The organism is Streptomyces pilosus (assembly GCF_014649835.1).
In the GTDB taxonomy this organism is placed as follows: Bacteria; Actinomycetota; Actinomycetes; order Streptomycetales; family Streptomycetaceae; genus Streptomyces; species Streptomyces pilosus.
Window position 1 is genome coordinate 66,871 of record NZ_BMTU01000011.1, and the last position, 16,845, is coordinate 83,715.

Here is a 16,845-nt window from a genome sequence, read left to right on the forward strand (position 1 = left end):
GCGGCGGGAGGCGCGGGGGACGGGGGAGGCACGGGGGCCGACGCGGAAACCCCTTATCTTTCAGGCAGGGTTCCTGATAGTTTACGCCAGCGCTTGCGGGAACGGACCGACTGGGAGGGGCGGCGCGATGAGTACTGGGGTGTACGCACCACAGCAGGTGAGACGGGCACGGTACGCGGTGGGGGCCGTGTTCGCCGTGCACGGCGCGGTCACCGGCTCGTTCGCCACCCGCGTCCCCTGGATCCAGGACCACGCCGGCGTGAGCGCCGGGCAGCTGGGCCTGGCGCTCGCCTTCCCCGCGCTCGGCGCGTCCCTCGCCATGCCCCTCGCGGGGAGCATCAGCCACCGCTTCGGCGCCCGCAACGCGCTGCGCGGACTGATCGCGCTGTGGACGCTCGCCCTGGTCCTGCCGTCCGTCGCCCCGAACCTGCTCACCCTCTGTCTGGCCCTGTTCGTCTACGGCGCCACGGCGGGCATGTCGGACGTGGCGATGAACGCGCTGGGCGTGGAGGTGGAGAACCGTCTCAACAAGTCGATCATGTCCGGGCTGCACGGCATGTGGAGCGCCGGCGCCCTGATCGGTTCGTCGGCCGGCACGCTCGCCGCCCACCTCGGCACGGACGCCCGGCTGCACCACGCCCTCGCGGCGGCGGTGCTGACGGTGGCCGGTGTCGCCGCCTGCGCCTGGGTGCTCGACCTCCAGCCCACCGAGGACGAGGAGCCGCCCCCGCGGTTCGCGCTGCCGCCCCGCTCCGCGCTGCTGATCGGCGCGATCGGCTTCTGCGCCGTGTTCGCGGAGGGCGCGAGCCTGGACTGGTCGGCCGTCTATCTGCGCGACCAGCTGGAGACGTCGGCGGGCCTCGCGGCGGCCTGCACCACCGGTTTCACGCTCACCATGGCGATCGCCCGGATCGCCGGTGACCACGTGGTCGACCGTTTCGGCGCCGTGCGCACGGTCCGTGCGAGCGGTGTGATCGCCGTGCTCGGCGGGCTGCTGATCGTCCTCTCCGAGCATCCCGCGACGGCCATGGCCGGTTTCGCGCTGATGGGGCTCGGCATCGCGGTCGTGGTGCCGCTGTGCTTCGCCGCCGCCGGCCGCAGCGGCGCCAACCCGAGCCTCGCCATCGCGGGCGTCGCGACCATCACCTACACCTCGGGACTGGTCGCCCCCAGCGCCATCGGCCTGCTGGCCCAGGCGACCAGCCTGCTGGTGTCGTTCGTCCTGGTGACGGTGCTCTCCTGCGGCATCGCGGGGCTCGCGGGCGTCCTGCGCGCGGGCGACCGCAGGAAGGTCACGCGTCCGGACGCAGCAGTTCCCGAGCCGCGTCCCTGAACGCCTCGCTCCAGGGCGCCGGGCGCAGCGTCGTGGCGTCCAGCCGCACCAGCACCCGGCTGCCCCGGGCGTAGGTCACCGCCCCGTCGGCGGAGCAGAAGCGGAAGCCGTAGGTGAGTCCGGTGGTGCCGAGCCGGTCCAGCCAGAGGTGGACGCCGTAGGTGCCGGGCCGGGTCACGGGGGCGTCGTAGGTGACGCGCAGTTCCCTGACCGCGTTGCAGGCGTCGCCGGCCGCGTTCCAGTCGCCCTCGAAGCGGACGCCGTTGTCGTGCCACAGCTCGGTCCAGGCCCGTTCCACCAGCAGCGGATAGCGGGCGTTGTGCAGCAGCCCCAGCGCGTCGAGGTCGTCGAAGTGGACGGTCACGGTGGTCAGCCGGCCGTACGGCAGGGCGGGGGCGAGCGGGGCTTCGGCGGTCACGGGTGGGGCTCCTGGGACGTGCGGGACGAGTGCCGCCTGCATCGGACGACGGCGCGCCCTCATCCTAAGCAGACGCTCAGCGGGCGCCGAGAGAGACCCGAAGGGCCCGGCCACCTGTACGAAGCACTTCTGATCAGCCCGCACAATGGTCCGGACACGCTGGCCTGACGACGAAAGCGACACCCCATGAAACTCGGCGTCCGCTGGACACTGCACGGCGACGGACGCACCCCGGCGCCCGGCGCGGTGGTCCGCCCCGACGAACGGCTCTCCTGGCCCCGCACCGCGGGCCTGGGCGCCCAGCACGTGGTGGCGATGTTCGGCGCGTCCTTCGTCGCCCCGGTGCTGATGGGTCTCGACCCCAACCTGGCCATCATGATGTCGGGCGTCGCGACGATCGTCTTCCTGCTGGCGACGCGCGGCCGGGTGCCCAGCTACCTGGGCTGCTCGCTCTCCTTCGTCGGTGTCGCCGCGGTCATCCGGGCCGACGGCGGCTCGAGCGCCACCGTCACGGGCGCGGTGTTCGTGGTCGGCGCCGCGCTGTTCCTGTCGGGTCTCGCGGTGCGGCGCTTCGGGGCGCGGATCATCCACGCGGCGATGCCGCCGATCGTGACCGGCGCGGTGGTGATGCTGATCGGCTTCAACCTGGCGCCGGTGACCGCCGCCACCTATTGGCCGCAGGACCAGTGGACCGCCCTGCTCGTGATGCTGTTCACCGGTCTGGCCGTGGTCTGCCTGCGCGGTTTCTGGTCCCGGATCGCGATCTTCCTCGGCCTGGTCTTCGGCTACGTCCTGTCCTGGGCCCTCGACCGGGTCTTCGGGAAGATCCACTCGGCGGACGCCGGCGGCCAGGTCACCGATCACTGGCGCCTGGACCTGTCCGGGGTGGGCCGGGCGGACTGGATCGGCCTGCCGACCCTGCACGGGCCGTCCTTCGAGGTGTCGGCGGTCCTGGTGGCCCTGCCGGTGGTCATCGCGCTGATCGCGGAGAACGCCGGGCACGTCAAGGCGGTCGGTGAGATGACCGGCGACAACCTCGACGACAAGCTCGGCACGGCCATCTCCGCCGACGGTGTCGGTTCCATGCTGTCCACGGCCGTCGGCGGCCCGCCCAACACCACCTACTCCGAGAACATCGGCGTGATGGCCGCGACCCGCGTGTACTCCACCGCCGCGTACTGGGCCGCCGCCGGTTTCGCCCTGCTGTTCGGTCTCTGCCCGAAGTTCGGCGCCGTCGTGGCGGCCATCCCGGGCGGCGTGCTCGGCGGCATCACCGTCATCCTGTACGGCATGATCGGCCTGCTCGGCGCCCAGATCTGGATCAACGCCAAGGTGGACCTGCGCAATCCGCTGAACCTGGTACCGGCCGCGGCGGGCATCATCATCGGCGTCGGCAACGTCTCGATGGAGATCACCGACACGTTCTCGCTGAGCGGCATCGCGCTCGGCACCCTGGTGGTCATCACCGGCTACCACGCGCTGCGTGCCTTCGCGCCGGCCCACCTGAAGACGCAGGGGCCGCTGCTCGACGAGGGCACGTCCTCCTACGACACCGGTGACGCCGACGGCGATCAGCGCGCCAAGTCGTAGGCGTACGACGGGGTGAAGGTGCCCGGCGCTCCCTTGCAGCCGTCGGACTCGCCGGGGAGCTTCACCCACAGGTAGCCGTGGATCCCGGCCTCGCCGGTGGCGAGTGTCGGGGCGCGGCCCAGTTTGCGGCCGGCCGGATCGCACCACGCGCCGTCCGCCGGGGCGCCGTTGCCGTTGCGGCTGGTGTCGATGACGGCGCCGAGGCTCGACGGCCCGCCGAGGGCGTCGAGCACGGCCCGGTCGTAGGAGACCTCGGCGGCCGTGCTGTGGAAGTTGGAGACGTTGCTGAAGATGCCGTCCGATGAGGCGGCCGAGGCGGCCCCGGCCTGCCGCAGCCAGCCGGCCTGCTTGGCGGGCGCGTTCCACCCGGAGTGTCCGGCGTCGAAGTAGACGCGGGCCCGGGGGTTGGCCTCCTTGAGCACCCGTCCGGCGCGGGCCAGCGAGGCGAAGCGGTCGGCCCGCTGCCCGGCGGAGAGGCACTCGGCCTGGGCGACCGAGTCGGGTTCCAGGATCACGATGACCTCGCCGCTGCCGAGCCCGGCGGCGAAGCGCTCGATCCAGGCGTCGTAGGCGTCCAGGTCGGGAGCTCCGCCCTGGGAGTGCCCGCCGCAGTCGCGGTCGGGGATCGTGTACGGCACCAGGACCGGCGTCCGGCCCTGCCCGGCGCCGCCGGAGGCCACCGCGCGGACCCGGGAGGTGATCGAGTCCGGGGAGTAGTCGGCGAACCACACGGCCGCGGGCTGGTCGGCTATCCGGGACTCGATGACCGCGCGGCGCGGGTCGCCGGGGTTGGCCCGCACCCAGTCGAGCACACGGCTCTCGGGGTGCCGGTACAGACGGGTGGACACGGGCGCGGTCTGCCGCTTCTTCGTGGTCCGGGACGCCGACGGCTTCGGGCTCGCCTTCTTCGCCGGGCGGGCCGTGGGCGAAGGGGACACCGACGCGGAAGGGGAGGGCGACGGCGACAGCGCGGGCAGCGGTTCCAGGCGCGGGGAGGAGGACACCTCGGGCCGGGCCTCGTCCGCACCACGTCCGTCACCGACCGCCGAGATCATCCCGGTGGCGGTGCCGACCGCCACCACGACGGAGGCGGCCGCGACCATCGTGCCGCGCCGGGCGGCACGCCGGCGCTCGGTTCTCCGTGCGGACAGGCGCTGGGCACGCGAGCCTGACACAGTACTGTTCCCCTCCCCCACGGCGGGCGCGTTCCCCCGTTCCGGGGAAGCGTCGGGCCCGCCGCCACTGGGACCACCCTAAAGGTGCCACTCTGCGCTCATGGCGCGATGCGAACAAGTCCTCACCCCGGCGGACCGGGTCGTCTCCCGCATGCGCGCCCTCGACGCGGCCCTGTACGCGCGGGACGGGCTGGCGGTCTTCAACCGTGTCTACCTCGCCGTGGCCGGGGCTCCGGGCCGGCGCACCGGCGCCGGTCCGGTTCCGGACGGACGCGCCGCGTCCGCGCTGGACGTGCGGCTCGCGGAGCGCTATCTGGCCGCGGTCGACGCGGCGGCCGGGGAGTCGCGGCCACCGGCCTGCTGGCGCCCGCTGCTGGCGCACCGCCACCACCCGGGGGTACGTCCGCTGCAGTTCGCCCTCGCGGGCCTCAACGCGCACGTCGGTCACGATCTCGCGCTGGCCGTGGTGGACACCTGCCGTACGCTCGCCTGCGAACCCGTCGACCTGGAGGACGAGTTCGACGCGGTGGGCGACCTCCTGACCGCGCTGGAGGACCGCGTCCGCGAGGAGCTGACACCGGGCCCGGAGCTGCTGCGGATCACCGATCCGCTGACCCACCTGCTGGGCGCGTGGAGCCTGGAACGCGCCCGGGACGCCGCCTGGACGGCGGCCCGCGCCCTGTGGGAGCTGCGCCGGCTGCCGGACCTCGCCGGGGAGCTCACCGAGCGCCTGGACACGGCGGCGGGATGCGCCGGACGCCTGTTCCTCACCCCGTTGCCCGGCCGCGTCCCGGCGGCGGCCGGACGGGATCAGTCCTCGGGGAGTTCGACGGGCGCGATCTCGTCGTAGACGTCGCCCGGGCCGGGGTTGGTGGGGTCGGTCTCGCCGCCGAAGTGGTGCATGACGCCCCAGACGGCGTTCAGCGCGGTCTGGACGGCGCCCTCGGCCCAGCCGGCCGTCCAGGAGATGTCGTCGCCGGCGAGGAAGATGCCCCGCTTGTCGGCCGGCAGCTCCTCCTGCATGAAGTGCGTGAACAGACGCCGCTGATAGCGGTAGTGGCCGGGCAGGTTGGCCTTGAACGCGCCCATGAAGTAGGGCTCGTTCTCCCACGAGACGGTCACCGGGTTGCCGATGATGTGCTTCCTGATGTCGACCTTGGGGTAGATCTCGCCGAGCGACTTCAGCATGACCTCCATCCGCTCGTTCGCGGACAGCGGCAGCCACTTCAGGCTGTCGTCGCACCAGGTGTAGGACAGGCAGATGACCGCGGGCCGGTCCGGGCCGTCGTCGAGCAGGTAGGTGCCGCGGGTCATGCGGTCGGTGAGCGTCATCGACATGACGTCCCGGCCGGTCGGGTTCCCCTGGTCGTCGACGGCCTTGTCCAGCCAGAACGGCCGGTCCACGGGCACGAAGAGCTTGGAGCTCTCCATGTAGTGGGTGCGCTCGATCGCCGTCCAGTGGTCGATCGGGAACAGCGAGTCGTCGCAGGCGATCTTGGAGAGCAGCATCCAGGACTGGGCGGTGAAGACCGCCGCCCGGTAGGTGCGGATGTCGCCGTTCGCGTCCGTCACCGTGATGTGGTTGCCGGCGGTGCGGTGGAGCCGGGTCACGGCCGGTCGCGGCTCGCCGTCCACGTGCAGGGACGCCAGCGAGGTGCCGTAGGGCCAGTGGACGATCTTCTCCGGCTCCCGCTCCCACATCCGCAGCGGCAGCTGCTGGGAGCCGCCGACGATCCCGCGGTGATGGTCGTCGGCCTCGGTGTAGACGACCCGGAGGATCTCCAGGATGGAGTTGGGGAAGTCGGTGTCCCAGCCGCCGGTGCCGAAGCCGACCTGGCCGAAGATCTCGCGGTGCCGGAAGGACCTGAAGGCCTCGGAGTCGCAGAGGAAGCCGTAGAAGGTCTGGTTGTCGAGCTTCTCGACGAGCCTGGCCCAGATCTCGCGGATGCGCGGGACGTCCCGCTCGCGCAGGGCGCGGTTCATGTCGGAGAAGTCGGCGCCCTCCTCCAGGCACCTGCCCCAGGCGTCGGCGACGTCACGGTAGACCTGGGGCAGGTCGTCGAGGGTCTCGGCGTAGTGCGACTCGCCCTTGAGGTCGACGACGGTGGAGGGCGTCGTCTCGGCGAGGGGGTTGGGGAAGGGGCGGGTCGTCAGTCCCACCAGGTCGATGTAGTGCTGGAGGGCCGTGGAGGACGGCGGGAAGCGCATCGCGCCCATCTCGGCGGTCAGGGAGGGGTCGCAGCCGTCGAAGCCCACGGTGCGCAGCCGTCCGCCGATCCGGTCGGCCTCGTACACGACGGGCTTGAGGCCCATCTTCATCAGCTCGTAGGCGGCAACGATGCCGGACAGGCCGCCGCCGATGACCGCGACCTCGGTGCCGTGCTCGGTCGCCGGTATCTGCCCGAGTCCCGCCGGGTGGGCGAGGTAGTCGTCGTACGCGTAGGGGAAGTCCGGGCCGAACATGGTGATCGGCGGCTGCTGCTCGTCGGTGTGCTCGACGGCGTTGGGCACCGTGGACGTCATGGGGTACGGACTCCTTGCGGGGTGGAACGGGGGCGCGGCGTGGGGCGGTTCAGACGAGGGACCCGTAGAGGTCCGGGCGGCGGTCCCGCAGGTAGGGGTTGTTCTCGCGGGACGCGGCGAGGAGGACGGGGTCGGCGTCACCGAGGACGAGTTCCTCGGTGCGGCCGGCCCGGGCCCGGACCACTCCGTCGGGGGCGGCGAGCGTGGACAGGCCCACGAACTCCAGGTCGCCCTCCCGGCCGACCCGGTTGACGTACGCGATGTACATCTGGTTCTCGAAGGCCCGCACCGGTACGAGGGACTCGGCGACGAACTGGAAGGGGTGCATCTGCGCGGTGGGCACCAGGAGGAGGTCGGTGCCGGCCAGCGCGTGGGCGCGCACGTTCTCCGGGAACTCGACGTCGTAGCAGATCATCAGGCCGACGGTGAGGCCGCCCAGCTCGGCCTGGACGACGGTCCGTTCCGCGGGGGTGAAGTGGTCCCGCTCGAAGCAGCCGAAGAGGTGGGTCTTGCGGTAGTTCGCGAGGCGGGTGCCGTCGGCGGCGATCAGCTGGACCGAGTTGTACACGGTGTCGCCGTCGCGTTCGGGGTAGCCGTAGGCGACGGCGAGGCCGTGCCGGCCGGCGGTGTCCGCGACCGCGTCGGCCGCGTCGCCGTCCGCGGGCTCGGCGAGCCGGCCGATGTCGTCGCCGATCGCGTACCCCGTCAGGAACAGCTCCGAGGTGACGAGCAGCGCGGCGCCCGCGGCGGCGGCGCGGCCGGCGGCCTCGTCGAGGACCTTGAGGTTCTCGGCGACGGATCCGGGCCGGCCGGAGCTCTGGAGCAGGGCGGTGCGCATGCGTGTTCCTCACCGGGACGCGGGGGTTCAGGGGGTCAGATAGAAGGTACGGTCGGGCGGCTCGGCCGGACAAGGAGGAGCCGTTGCGCGCCGCCGAGCGATTCGTTGCGTCCGGAGCGGGCCCGGCGGCGAATCGTTGCACGCCGCCGGATCCGCGGGCCCGGGCGCCCGGCGGGAGGCGTCAGGACCGGGGCACGGCCGCCGCTCTCCTCCTGGTGAGCAGCAGTGCCGCCGTCGCCAGGTAAGGCAGCGCGAACACCGCGAAGGCCGTGCCGTGGGCGTGGCCGGAGGCGATCAGGGCGTAGCCGGCGAAGGACGCGACCGTCAGCAGTTCCGTGCCCAGTCCCGCGACCGAGGTCAGGGTGGCCCGGCCGGATGCCTTGATGCGCCGCTGGAGGCGGGCGTCGGCCAGCACGTTCGCCGCCTGGAATCCGCCGAAGGCCAGGGCGACGAGGGTCAGCCCCCACGGGCTGCCGTGGACCGCGCCGGCGGCCAGGGCGACGGCGGCGCCGGCCAGCAGGGCGGCGAGTCCCCGTGTCCCCAGCCGCTCGCCCTCCCCCGCCAGCAGGCTTCCGGCGGTGGCGCCCGCCCAGATCAGCAGCAGCAGAGGGGGCACCGTGCCGTCGGCGACCCCGGTCTCCCGCACCAGGAGCGGCGTGTACTCGTCCAGCGCGCCCCACACGGCGCTCACGGCCGGGACCAGCAGGAGCGCGCCGCGCACGGAGCGGTCGTCGCGCACCTCGGCGAGACCGGCGCGCAGCGTCCCGGTCCACGAGCCGTGCCCGGGGGCCGGGGTGTGGTGTTCGGGGAGGCGCAGGGCGACGGCCGAGGTGAGCAGGCACACCAGCACACTGGCGGCGCCGACGGCGGTGTGGCCGCCCCAGGTGAACACCGGACCGGCGAGTCCCATGGCCGCCATCACGGCGCACAGTCCGGCCGCGCGGGCCCGGCCCATGGTCCGGGCGTAGCGGTCCGCCGCGTCGAGCCGCTCCAGCTCGTCGTGGACGAGCGCCTCCAGCGCGCCCGAGCCGAGCGCGCCGCCGATGCCCCACAGCACGAAACCGGCCGCGAAGGCGCCGTACGACGGCAGCAGCACCCACAGGGTGAAACCTGCCGCGGTCAGCAGCGGGCCGAGCCACAGCAGCAGCCGGCGCGAGACGGCGTCCGCCCAGGCTCCGGAGGGGACCTCCAGCACCACGGCGGTGACGGACCAGAGGGCGAACAGGGAGGAGATCTGCCAGACGGACAGGCCGCTGTCGCTGAACAGCAGCGCGTACACCGGGTACAGCAGGATGAATTCGTCGAGGAACGCGTAGCCGTACAGCGTGGTCGTCAGCCGTCGCACGCGGACGTCGGGGGCACGCGTGGGCGTGAGAGTCATGAGGCCTTCCCGTGAGGGCGGTTCGGACACCGGACGTGGAGGACGTACGGCGCCCGGGGCGGCCCTCGGGAGGCGCGGCTGGTGGATCAATGTCGCCAGGTCATGACGCCCATGCTAGTGCGGACGTGACGGGAGCCGCACGGCTTTTCCCGGCTGCGGCCGCTCACCGCTCGCGGGCGGGGAACCGGGGCGGCAGCACGACGTCGCCGCTGCGCCTGAGGCGTTGCCAGGGCAGCCGGTACCCGTTGACGGCGGTGAGGCAGGCCTGTACGAGCACCAGGTACATGAGCTGGCGGTAGACGATCTGTTGCAGCGGGAGCGCCCACAGCGGCCGCAGGCTCTCGCCGTCCAGGCGGAAGGCGTAGGCCGCGCAGACCGCCTGGACGGCCAGTACGCCGGTCCACGCCAGCACCGTGAGCAGGGGGTCGCCGAAGACCAGGCCGTAGACGGTCAGCAGGTCGATCAGCGGGGCGAGGAGCGGGGTGAGGATCTGGAAGACGGCCAGCAGGGGCAGTCCCAGACGGCCGAAGTGTCCCGCGTGGCCCCGTTCGACGGCCGCGTGCCGGTGCTTCCACGCGGCCTGCATGGTGCCGTAGCTCCAGCGGTAGCGCTGGCGCCACAGCTGCCCGAGCGAGGCCGGCACCTCGGTCCAGGCGAGCGCGTCCTCCACGTAGCGGATCTCCCACCCGGACCGGTGCAGGGCCATGGTGACGTCGGTGTCCTCGGCGAGGGTGTCGCCGCTCATCATTCCGGCGTCCCGCAGGGCCGTGACGCGGAAGGCCCCGACGGCGCCGGGGATGGTCGGCATGCAGCGCAGCAGGTCGTACATGCGGCGGTCCAGGTTGAAGCCCATCACGTACTCGATGTGCTGCCAACGGCCCAGCAGCCCGCGGCGGTTGCCCACCTTGGCGTTGCCCGCGGTGGCGCCGACGGCGGGGTCGGCGAACGGCTGGACGAGGCGGCGGACGGTCGAGGGGGCGAAGACCGTGTCGGCGTCGAGCATGACGACGAGGTCGTGGGAGGCCCGCCGGACGCCGGTGTTGAGGGCGGCGGCCTTGCCGCCGTTCGGCTGCCGGACGACGGTGACCGCGGGGAGGCCGAGTGACTCCGCCAGGTCGGCGGTGCCGTCGTCGGAGCCGTCGTCCACGACGACGATCTCGACGGGGTGGTCGCCGGCGGCGAGCGAGCGGAGCGTCTTGGCGATGCACAGGCTCTCGTTGTGCGCGGGGACGACGACGCTGACGGGCCGGGTGACGGGCGGGCCGGGGTGGTGGTGAGGGGGCCTGTGGGCGTGCCGCCGGGCGAGGACCAGCAACAGCGCGCAGCGGCCGAGGACCAGGGAGCCGACGACCAGCAGCAGCACGCCGACGACCGACATCGTCGTCCCCGACACCGTCACGGCGGCCACGAACACCCGTCCCTGCCAGCGCTCGGCGGTACCGACGGGGCTGGTGAGGCTGTCGGTGCCGAGGACGTCGGCGAGGGTGGTGAAACGGTAGCCCTGGGCCTGGAGCCTGGGGATCAGGATGTCGAGGGCCTCGACCGTCTGGGACCGGTCCCCTCCGGCGTCGTGCATGAGGACGACCGCTCCGCGGCCCGGCGCGGCCGGTGTCGCCGCGTCGGCGATGGCGCGGGCGCCCGGACGCTGCCAGTCCCTGGTGTCCTGGTCGATGAGGGCGACGACGTAGCCCTTGTCGCCCAGGCGCCGGGCGACGGACCAGTCCGCCCGGTCCAGTGCGGTGGGCGTCGAGGAGTAGGGCATCCGCAGGAGCGAGCTGTTGACACCCGCGGCCCCGGCGAGGGCGAGCTGGGTCAGCGCCAGCTCGCGGTCGATGTCGCTCGCGGACCGGCGGGAGAGGTCGGGGTGGGAGAAGGTGTGCACGCCGATCTCGTGTCCGGAGCGGATCACGTCGCGCAGGATGCCGGGGTGGCGCACGGTCTGCTGACCGGTGACGAAGAAGGTGCCCGGCGTGCCGTGGCGGTCGAGGACGGCCCGGATGCGGGGCGTCCACTCGGGGTCCGGGCCGTCGTCGAAGGTGAGGACCACCGTCCGGTCGGGCGCCCGGTAGGTGTTCAGGCCGTCGCGGGTGGTGTCGACGACCGGGCCGCCGCCGGTGACCTCGCGGGGCACTCCGGTGGCCGGCCGCCCGGTGCCTCCTTCCTGGTCGCCGGAGAAGGTCCGGGTCGTGTACCCCTCGGCCAGCAGTACCGAGAGGACGAAGGCCAGGACGGCCAGCGGGACGACGATGCGGAAGCGGTGCCGGCGCCGGCGGAACGCGCGGTCCGGCCGCGGACCGGGGGGTGCCGGCGGCGGGCGGACCGGCCGGTGGGGGCGGCGGCGCATCAGGAGGCCCCGGCCGCGGGTGTGTCGCCGGTGGGGGCGCCTCCCGTGGCGGGCGGCGGGCCCGGGGCCTCCGGAGGGCCGGACGGCGTCTGCGGCGGCTCGGCGGGCGGGGTGGGCTCGGGCGTTCCCGGCGGGGGTTCGGGGGCGGACGGGTCGTCCGGGGGCGGCGGCACGGGGTCGGTTCCCGGTGCGGACGGGTCGTCGGGGGCGGGGGCGGAGGGCTCGTCCGGTGCGGGCGCGTCGGGTTCCTGCGGCGTCTGCGGGTCCGCGGGCGGCTCCGGTTCGGCCGGCACCGGGTCGCCGGGGACGGGTGGCGTGACGGGGGCGAGCTGCGGGCCGCCGGGGGCGGTGAGGGGCACGAGCAGGGAGCCCGGGCCGACCGCCGTGCCGGCGTCGCCGACTCCGCCCCGCTCCGGGTCGAGCACACCGCTGGGCGGCCGGGGACCGTCGTCCCGGCCCTGTCGCTCCGGTGCGGTCGGCGCCGTGGACTCGCCGGGCAGGGGCGGGAGCAGGGCGTCCGGCGCGAAGGGCGTCGCCCCCAGGAGGCTCAGCCCCAGCACCGCCAGGTACGCGGCCGCCGTCCCGGCCACGCCGTATCCGGCCCGCCGGAGCACCCGCGCGCGCCTGCCGGTGGAGTCGACGAACACGGGGAGGCTCGGATCAGCGGGCGAGCCGATCCCCGTCTGTCCGGAATCGTCCTGACTCCGCATGAGGCCAGCGTACGCCCGGACGGGGCGGCCTACGCGGGCGATCCCGACGAGAAGCGCCGCAGCAGCGGGGACAGCACCAGCACGGACTTCGTCCGCTCGACGAACGGCTCCCCCGCGATGCGCTCCAGGACCCTCTCGAAGTGGCGCATGTCGGAGGCGAAGACCTGGGCGACCGCGTCGGCGTCGCCGGTGACGGTGGAGGCGGCCACGACCTCCTGGTAGCGCTCCAGGCCCCGCTGGATGGTCTCCGGGGAGGTGTTGCTGCGGCAGTAGATCTCGACGAACCCCTCCGTCTCCCAGCCGAGGGCGGCGGGGTCCACCCGTACGGTGAACCCGGTGATGGCCCCGGTGGCGCGCAGCCGGTCCACCCGGCGCTTCACGGCGGGCGCGGAGAGGCCGATCATCTGGCCGATGTCCGCGTAGGAGCGGCGGGCGTCCTCGGCGAGGGCGTGCACGATGCGTTCGTCGAGATCGTTCAGCACTGCGGGTGGTTCACTTCGCTTCTGAGGGGGCCGGTGCGGCCGCGAGCCGGGAGCGGCGGTAGCCGTACAGGAAGTAGAACACGAGCCCGGCGGCCATCCAGACACCGAAGACCACCCAGGTGACGGTGGACAGGCTGCCCATCATCCACAGGCAGAACGCGAAGCCGACGGCGGGCAGCACCGGCGACAGCGGCACCCGGAAGGTGCGCGGCATCTCGGGGCGGCTCCGGCGCAGGACCACGACGGCCACGTTGACCAGCGCGAAGGCGAACAGGGTGCCGATGCTGGTGGCGTCGGCGAGCTGGCCGAGCGGGATCGCGGCGGCCAGCACGCCGCAGAAGAGGGAGACGATCAGGGTGTTGGTGCGGGGCGTGCCGGTCTTCGGGCTGACCCTGCCGAACACCTTGGGCACCAGCCCGTCCCGGGACATGGCGAACAGGATGCGGGTCTGGCCGTAGAGCACGGTCAGGACGACGCTGGCGATGGCGATGACGGCGCAGAACGCCAGCAGGGTGCCCCAGAAGGTCTGGCCGGTGACGTCGCTCATGATCTGGGCGAGGGACGCCTCGGAGTCGGTGAACTGCTGCCAGGGCTTGGCACCCACGGCGACGGCGGCGACCAGGACGTACAGGGCGGTGATGATGGCGAGGGACAGCAGGATCGCGCGGGGCAGGTCGCGCTGGGCGTTCCTGGCCTCCTCACCGGCGGTGGAGGCGGCGTCGAAGCCGATGTACGAGAAGAACAGCGTCGCCCCGGCGGCGCTGACACCGGCCATGCCGAGCGGCATGAAGTTCTCGTAGTTGCCGGAGCGGAAGCCCTGGACGCCGATGGCGCAGAACAGCACCAGGGCGCCGATCTTCACGATCACCATGACGGTGTTGGCGCGGGCGGACTCGCGGGCGCCGCCCATCAGGAAGGCCATGGCGAGCAGGACGACGATCAGCGCGGGCAGGTTGAAGATGCCGCCGTCGCCCGGCGGGGCGGACAGCGCGGCCGGGATCGTGACGCCGATGGTGCCGTCGAGGAGTTCGTTGAGGTACTCGCCCCAGCCGACGGCGACGGCGGCGACCGAGACGCCGTACTCCAGCATCAGGCACCAGCCGCAGACCCAGGCGATCAGTTCACCCATCGTTGCGTACGCATACGAGTAGGAGGAGCCGGAGACGGGGATGGTGCCGGCCAGCTCGGCGTAGGAGAGGGCCGAGAAGAGGGCCGTCAGGCCGGCTATGACGAAGGACAGCGTGACGGCGGGACCCGCCTTGGGGACGGCCTCGCCGAGGACGACGAAGATGCCGGTGCCGAGGGTGGCACCGATGCTGATCATGGTCAGCTGCCACAGCCCGAGGGAGCGGCGCAGCGAGCCTCCCTCGCCCTGGCCACCCTCGGCGACCAGGTGTTCCACGGGCTTGCGGCGCATGAGGCGCGCGCCGGTCCCCGGGGACTGAGAGGCGGCGGGGCCGCCGTTGTGCGGGGGTGCGCCTTGGTCGAGCACGCGCTGACTCCTTCGTCGCTGCCGTTCTTCCGCGGCAGGGACCGACGGCGTCCCGCGACAGCCGGGACCCGTCGAGCGGGGTCCACGCCGCACCACGTACAGCGCGTAACCCTACGAGGTTCTTCGTTGCTCCTGAAATGCAGCAACCTTGCGCACCACCGCATGATCATTGCGTTCCCCGGGGCGAGGCGGGTGTTCGTTGCGCGGACCCTGTGGGCCGCCGCACACCCGCCCCGTCGCGAGGCGGACCCGTCAGTTCCAGCTGGCGTGCAGGGGCTTGCCCTCGGCGTAGCCGGCGGCGCTCTGGACACCGACGACGGCCTTCTCCGCGAACTCCTCCAGCGAGGCGGCGCCCGCGTAGGTGCAGGAGGAGCGGACGCCCGCGATGATCGAGTCGATCAGGTCCTCCACTCCGGGGGAGACCGGGTCGAGGAACATGCGGGAGGTGGAGATGCCCTCTTCGAACAGCGCCTTGCGGGCCCGGTCGTAGGCGGACTCCTCGGAGGTGCGGTTGCGCACCGCACGCGCGGAGGCCATGCCGTAGGACTCCTTGTAGGGGCGGCCGTCGGCGTCGTGCTGGAGGTCGCCGGGGGACTCGTAGGTCCCGGCGAACCAGGAGCCGATCATGACGTTGGACGCGCCGGCCGCGAGCGCCATAGCCACGTCGCGCGGGTGGCGGACACCGCCGTCGGCCCACACGTGCTTGCCGTACTTCCGCGCCTCGGCGGCGCACTCCAGGACGGCGGAGAACTGGGGCCGGCCGACGCCGGTCATCATGCGGGTGGTGCACATGGCGCCGGGTCCCACGCCGACCTTGACGATGTCGGCGCCCGCCTCGATCAGGTCGCGGACGCCCTCGGCGGAGACGATGTTGCCCGCGACGACCGGCACCCGCGGGTCGAGGTCGCGCACCAGCTTGACGGCACTGATCATCGACTCCTGGTGGCCGTGCGCGGTGTCGATGACGAGCGTGTCCACGCCGGCCCGCAGCAGTTGCTCGGCCTTGCCCGCCACGTCGCCGTTGATGCCGACGGCGGCGGCGATGCGGAGCCGGCCCTGCGCGTCGGTGGCCGGGGTGTAGAGGGTGGCGCGCAGGGCGCCCTTGCGGGTGAGGATGCCGGCGAGGCGGCCGTCCTTGTCCACGGCGGGCGCGTAGCGGCGGTTGGCGGCGTCGAGGGTGTGGAAGGCCTCGCCCGGGTCCATGTCCGCGTCGATGAGGATGAGGTCCTTCGACATGACCTCTTCGAGCTGGGTGAAGCGGTCCACGCCGGACAGGTCGGTGTCGGTGACCACGCCGACCGGCCGGTGTCCGTCGTCGACGACGACGCCCGCGTTGTGCGCGCGCTTGGGCAGCAGGGCGAGCGCGTCCGCGACGGTCTGGTGCGGGGCCAGCACGATGGGGGTGTCGAGGACCAGGTGGCGGCCCTTCACCCAGGAGACGACCTCGGCGACGACCTCGATCGGGATGTCCTGCGGTATGACCACGAGCCCGCCGCGCCGGGCCACGGTCTCGGCCATGCGGCGTCCGGCGATGGCGGTCATGTTGGCGACGACGAGCGGGATCGTGGTGCCCGTGCCGTCCGGGGAGCTGAGGTCCACGCCCTGCCGCGAGCCGACCGCGGAGCGGCTCGGCACCATGAAGACGTCGTCGTACGTCAGGTCGTACGCGGGCTGGATGTCGTTGAGGAAACGCACGTGCTGCACATCCCAGTCGATCAGAGGTGGCCCCCGGACAGGTCAGCCAGGGGGAAGAGCACGTACTTCATTGTCCCATGCCGAGCCGGGCGTCCCCCCCGGTCGGATCATCCATGCTGGTCAGAGCGGTGCTCGGAGGAACCTCCAAGGGCGAGTGCCACGGTGAGGGACGGGGTGCGGTCCGCCGCCTCGGCGAACACCTCCCGCGCGGTCGCCCACTCCTCGGGGCGCGCCTCGGCGTACGGCCGCCAGCCGTGCACCACGATCAGCAGCCCCCGCTCCACCGCGCCCTCGGGCCACACGGTGTGGTCGGCGAGGCAGTCCACCAGGGCGTCCCAGTTGCGGCCGAACCAGTCGGGCAGGTCCAGGGCGCGGGCGCAGCGGTCCATCAGGCCCGCCTTGTCGGTGACGCCGTCGAGGCCGAGTGCGACCACGAACCGGCCGCCGAGTTCGTGGGTCATCTCAGGACCGCCGTGAACGATGCGTAGTGGTCGTCGGTGTAGAACGTCTCGCCGTCCCGGCCGGTGACGATGCGCCGGGCCCCGCGGTCGTCCGACCCGGGGGTCCGCACGGTGTACTCGCGGTAGTAGCCGCGCTTCTGCTGGGGCAGCAGCCCCTCGAAGTTGCCGAAGACGGCGCCGTCCTGCGCGTACGGGAAGGGCCCGCCCTCGTCGACGAGGTCCACGGTGCGCTGCGCCTCGGCGGGCAGATCGGCCTCCTGAACGGTGGCCATGCCGTCGGCCCACGCCGGCACCCCGCCGTCGTCACCGGCGGACGAGCAGCCGGCCAGCAGGACGAGCAGGCAGGCCAGGAGACGCGGGAGCAGGGCCCGTCTCAGCACCATGCGGTCGATGCTGCCAGGCC

General features: G+C 73.0%; 15 protein-coding genes. 3 read left to right on the forward strand and 12 right to left on the reverse strand.

Features of this window, described 5'->3' with window-relative positions; genetic code table 11:
• Positions 1-127: 127 nt before the first annotated feature.
• The gene (locus IE118_RS24530; RefSeq protein WP_189560203.1) at positions 128-1,333 is read left to right on the forward strand and encodes an MFS transporter; all 1,206 of its coding nucleotides are present in this window, start codon (positions 128-130) and stop codon (positions 1,331-1,333) included.
• Here IE118_RS24530 and IE118_RS24535 read toward each other — a convergent pair.
• Positions 1,293-1,751, reverse strand: coding sequence for an acyl-CoA thioesterase (locus IE118_RS24535; protein WP_189560204.1), 459 nt, complete (start codon positions 1,749-1,751; stop codon positions 1,293-1,295). The genes IE118_RS24530 and IE118_RS24535 overlap by 41 nt on opposite strands.
• Positions 1,752-1,937: 186 nt before the next feature.
• Here IE118_RS24535 and IE118_RS24540 point away from each other — a divergent pair, with 186 nt between their 5' ends.
• Positions 1,938-3,341: a uracil-xanthine permease family protein gene (locus tag IE118_RS24540; protein WP_189560205.1), complete on the forward strand. Its 1,404-nt coding sequence runs from the start codon at positions 1,938-1,940 to the stop codon at positions 3,339-3,341.
• Here IE118_RS24540 and IE118_RS24545 read toward each other — a convergent pair.
• Entirely contained in the window at positions 3,323-4,444 is a 1,122-nt protein-coding gene (locus IE118_RS24545) for a glycoside hydrolase family 6 protein (protein WP_189560369.1), read from the reverse strand. The two genes, IE118_RS24540 and IE118_RS24545, sit on opposite strands and share 19 nt — an antisense overlap.
• A 172-nt stretch (positions 4,445-4,616) precedes the next feature.
• On the opposite strand from IE118_RS24545, the gene IE118_RS24550 reads away from it, so the two are divergent.
• Positions 4,617-5,366 (forward strand): DUF5995 family protein, encoded by a 750-nt coding sequence (locus tag IE118_RS24550; protein WP_229846928.1) that lies wholly within the window; start codon positions 4,617-4,619, stop codon positions 5,364-5,366.
• On the opposite strand, the gene IE118_RS24555 is transcribed toward IE118_RS24550, so the two are convergent.
• From IE118_RS24555 to IE118_RS24600, 10 genes are all read right to left on the reverse strand, one after another.
• Complete coding sequence (locus tag IE118_RS24555; RefSeq protein WP_189560206.1) at positions 5,327-7,039, reverse strand: flavin monoamine oxidase family protein; 1,713 nt, start codon at positions 7,037-7,039, stop codon at positions 5,327-5,329. The two genes, IE118_RS24550 and IE118_RS24555, sit on opposite strands and share 40 nt — an antisense overlap.
• A 49-nt stretch (positions 7,040-7,088) precedes the next feature.
• A complete protein-coding gene (locus IE118_RS24560) occupies positions 7,089-7,877 on the reverse strand; it encodes a carbon-nitrogen hydrolase family protein (RefSeq protein WP_189560207.1) in 789 nt (262 codons plus the stop codon).
• A gap of 181 nt (positions 7,878-8,058) precedes the next feature.
• Complete coding sequence (locus IE118_RS24565) at positions 8,059-9,258, reverse strand: MFS transporter (protein ID WP_189560208.1); 1,200 nt, start codon at positions 9,256-9,258, stop codon at positions 8,059-8,061.
• 163 nt (positions 9,259-9,421) lie between these two features.
• The gene (locus IE118_RS24570; protein ID WP_189560209.1) at positions 9,422-11,602 is read right to left on the reverse strand and encodes a bifunctional polysaccharide deacetylase/glycosyltransferase family 2 protein; all 2,181 of its coding nucleotides are present in this window, start codon (positions 11,600-11,602) and stop codon (positions 9,422-9,424) included.
• Complete coding sequence (locus tag IE118_RS34500; RefSeq protein WP_268248969.1) at positions 11,602-12,312, reverse strand: hypothetical protein; 711 nt, start codon at positions 12,310-12,312, stop codon at positions 11,602-11,604. The genes IE118_RS24570 and IE118_RS34500 overlap by 1 nt, the downstream gene beginning before the upstream one ends.
• Positions 12,313-12,341: 29 nt before the next feature.
• Complete coding sequence (locus IE118_RS24580; RefSeq protein WP_189560210.1) at positions 12,342-12,794, reverse strand: Lrp/AsnC family transcriptional regulator; 453 nt, start codon at positions 12,792-12,794, stop codon at positions 12,342-12,344.
• Positions 12,795-12,804: 10 nt separating this feature from the next.
• Entirely contained in the window at positions 12,805-14,286 is a 1,482-nt protein-coding gene (locus IE118_RS24585) for an amino acid permease (RefSeq protein ID WP_189560211.1), read from the reverse strand.
• Positions 14,287-14,538: 252 nt separating this feature from the next.
• Positions 14,539-15,981, reverse strand: coding sequence for a GuaB1 family IMP dehydrogenase-related protein (locus IE118_RS24590; RefSeq protein WP_189560371.1), 1,443 nt, complete (start codon positions 15,979-15,981; stop codon positions 14,539-14,541).
• Between the two features lie 107 nt (positions 15,982-16,088).
• Positions 16,089-16,442, reverse strand: a complete 354-nt coding sequence (locus tag IE118_RS24595; RefSeq protein WP_189560212.1) for a barstar family protein — start codon at positions 16,440-16,442, stop codon at positions 16,089-16,091.
• The gene (locus IE118_RS24600; protein WP_189560213.1) at positions 16,439-16,825 is read right to left on the reverse strand and encodes a guanyl-specific ribonuclease; all 387 of its coding nucleotides are present in this window, start codon (positions 16,823-16,825) and stop codon (positions 16,439-16,441) included. The genes IE118_RS24595 and IE118_RS24600 overlap by 4 nt, the downstream gene beginning before the upstream one ends.
• Between the last annotated feature and the right edge of the window lie 20 nt (positions 16,826-16,845).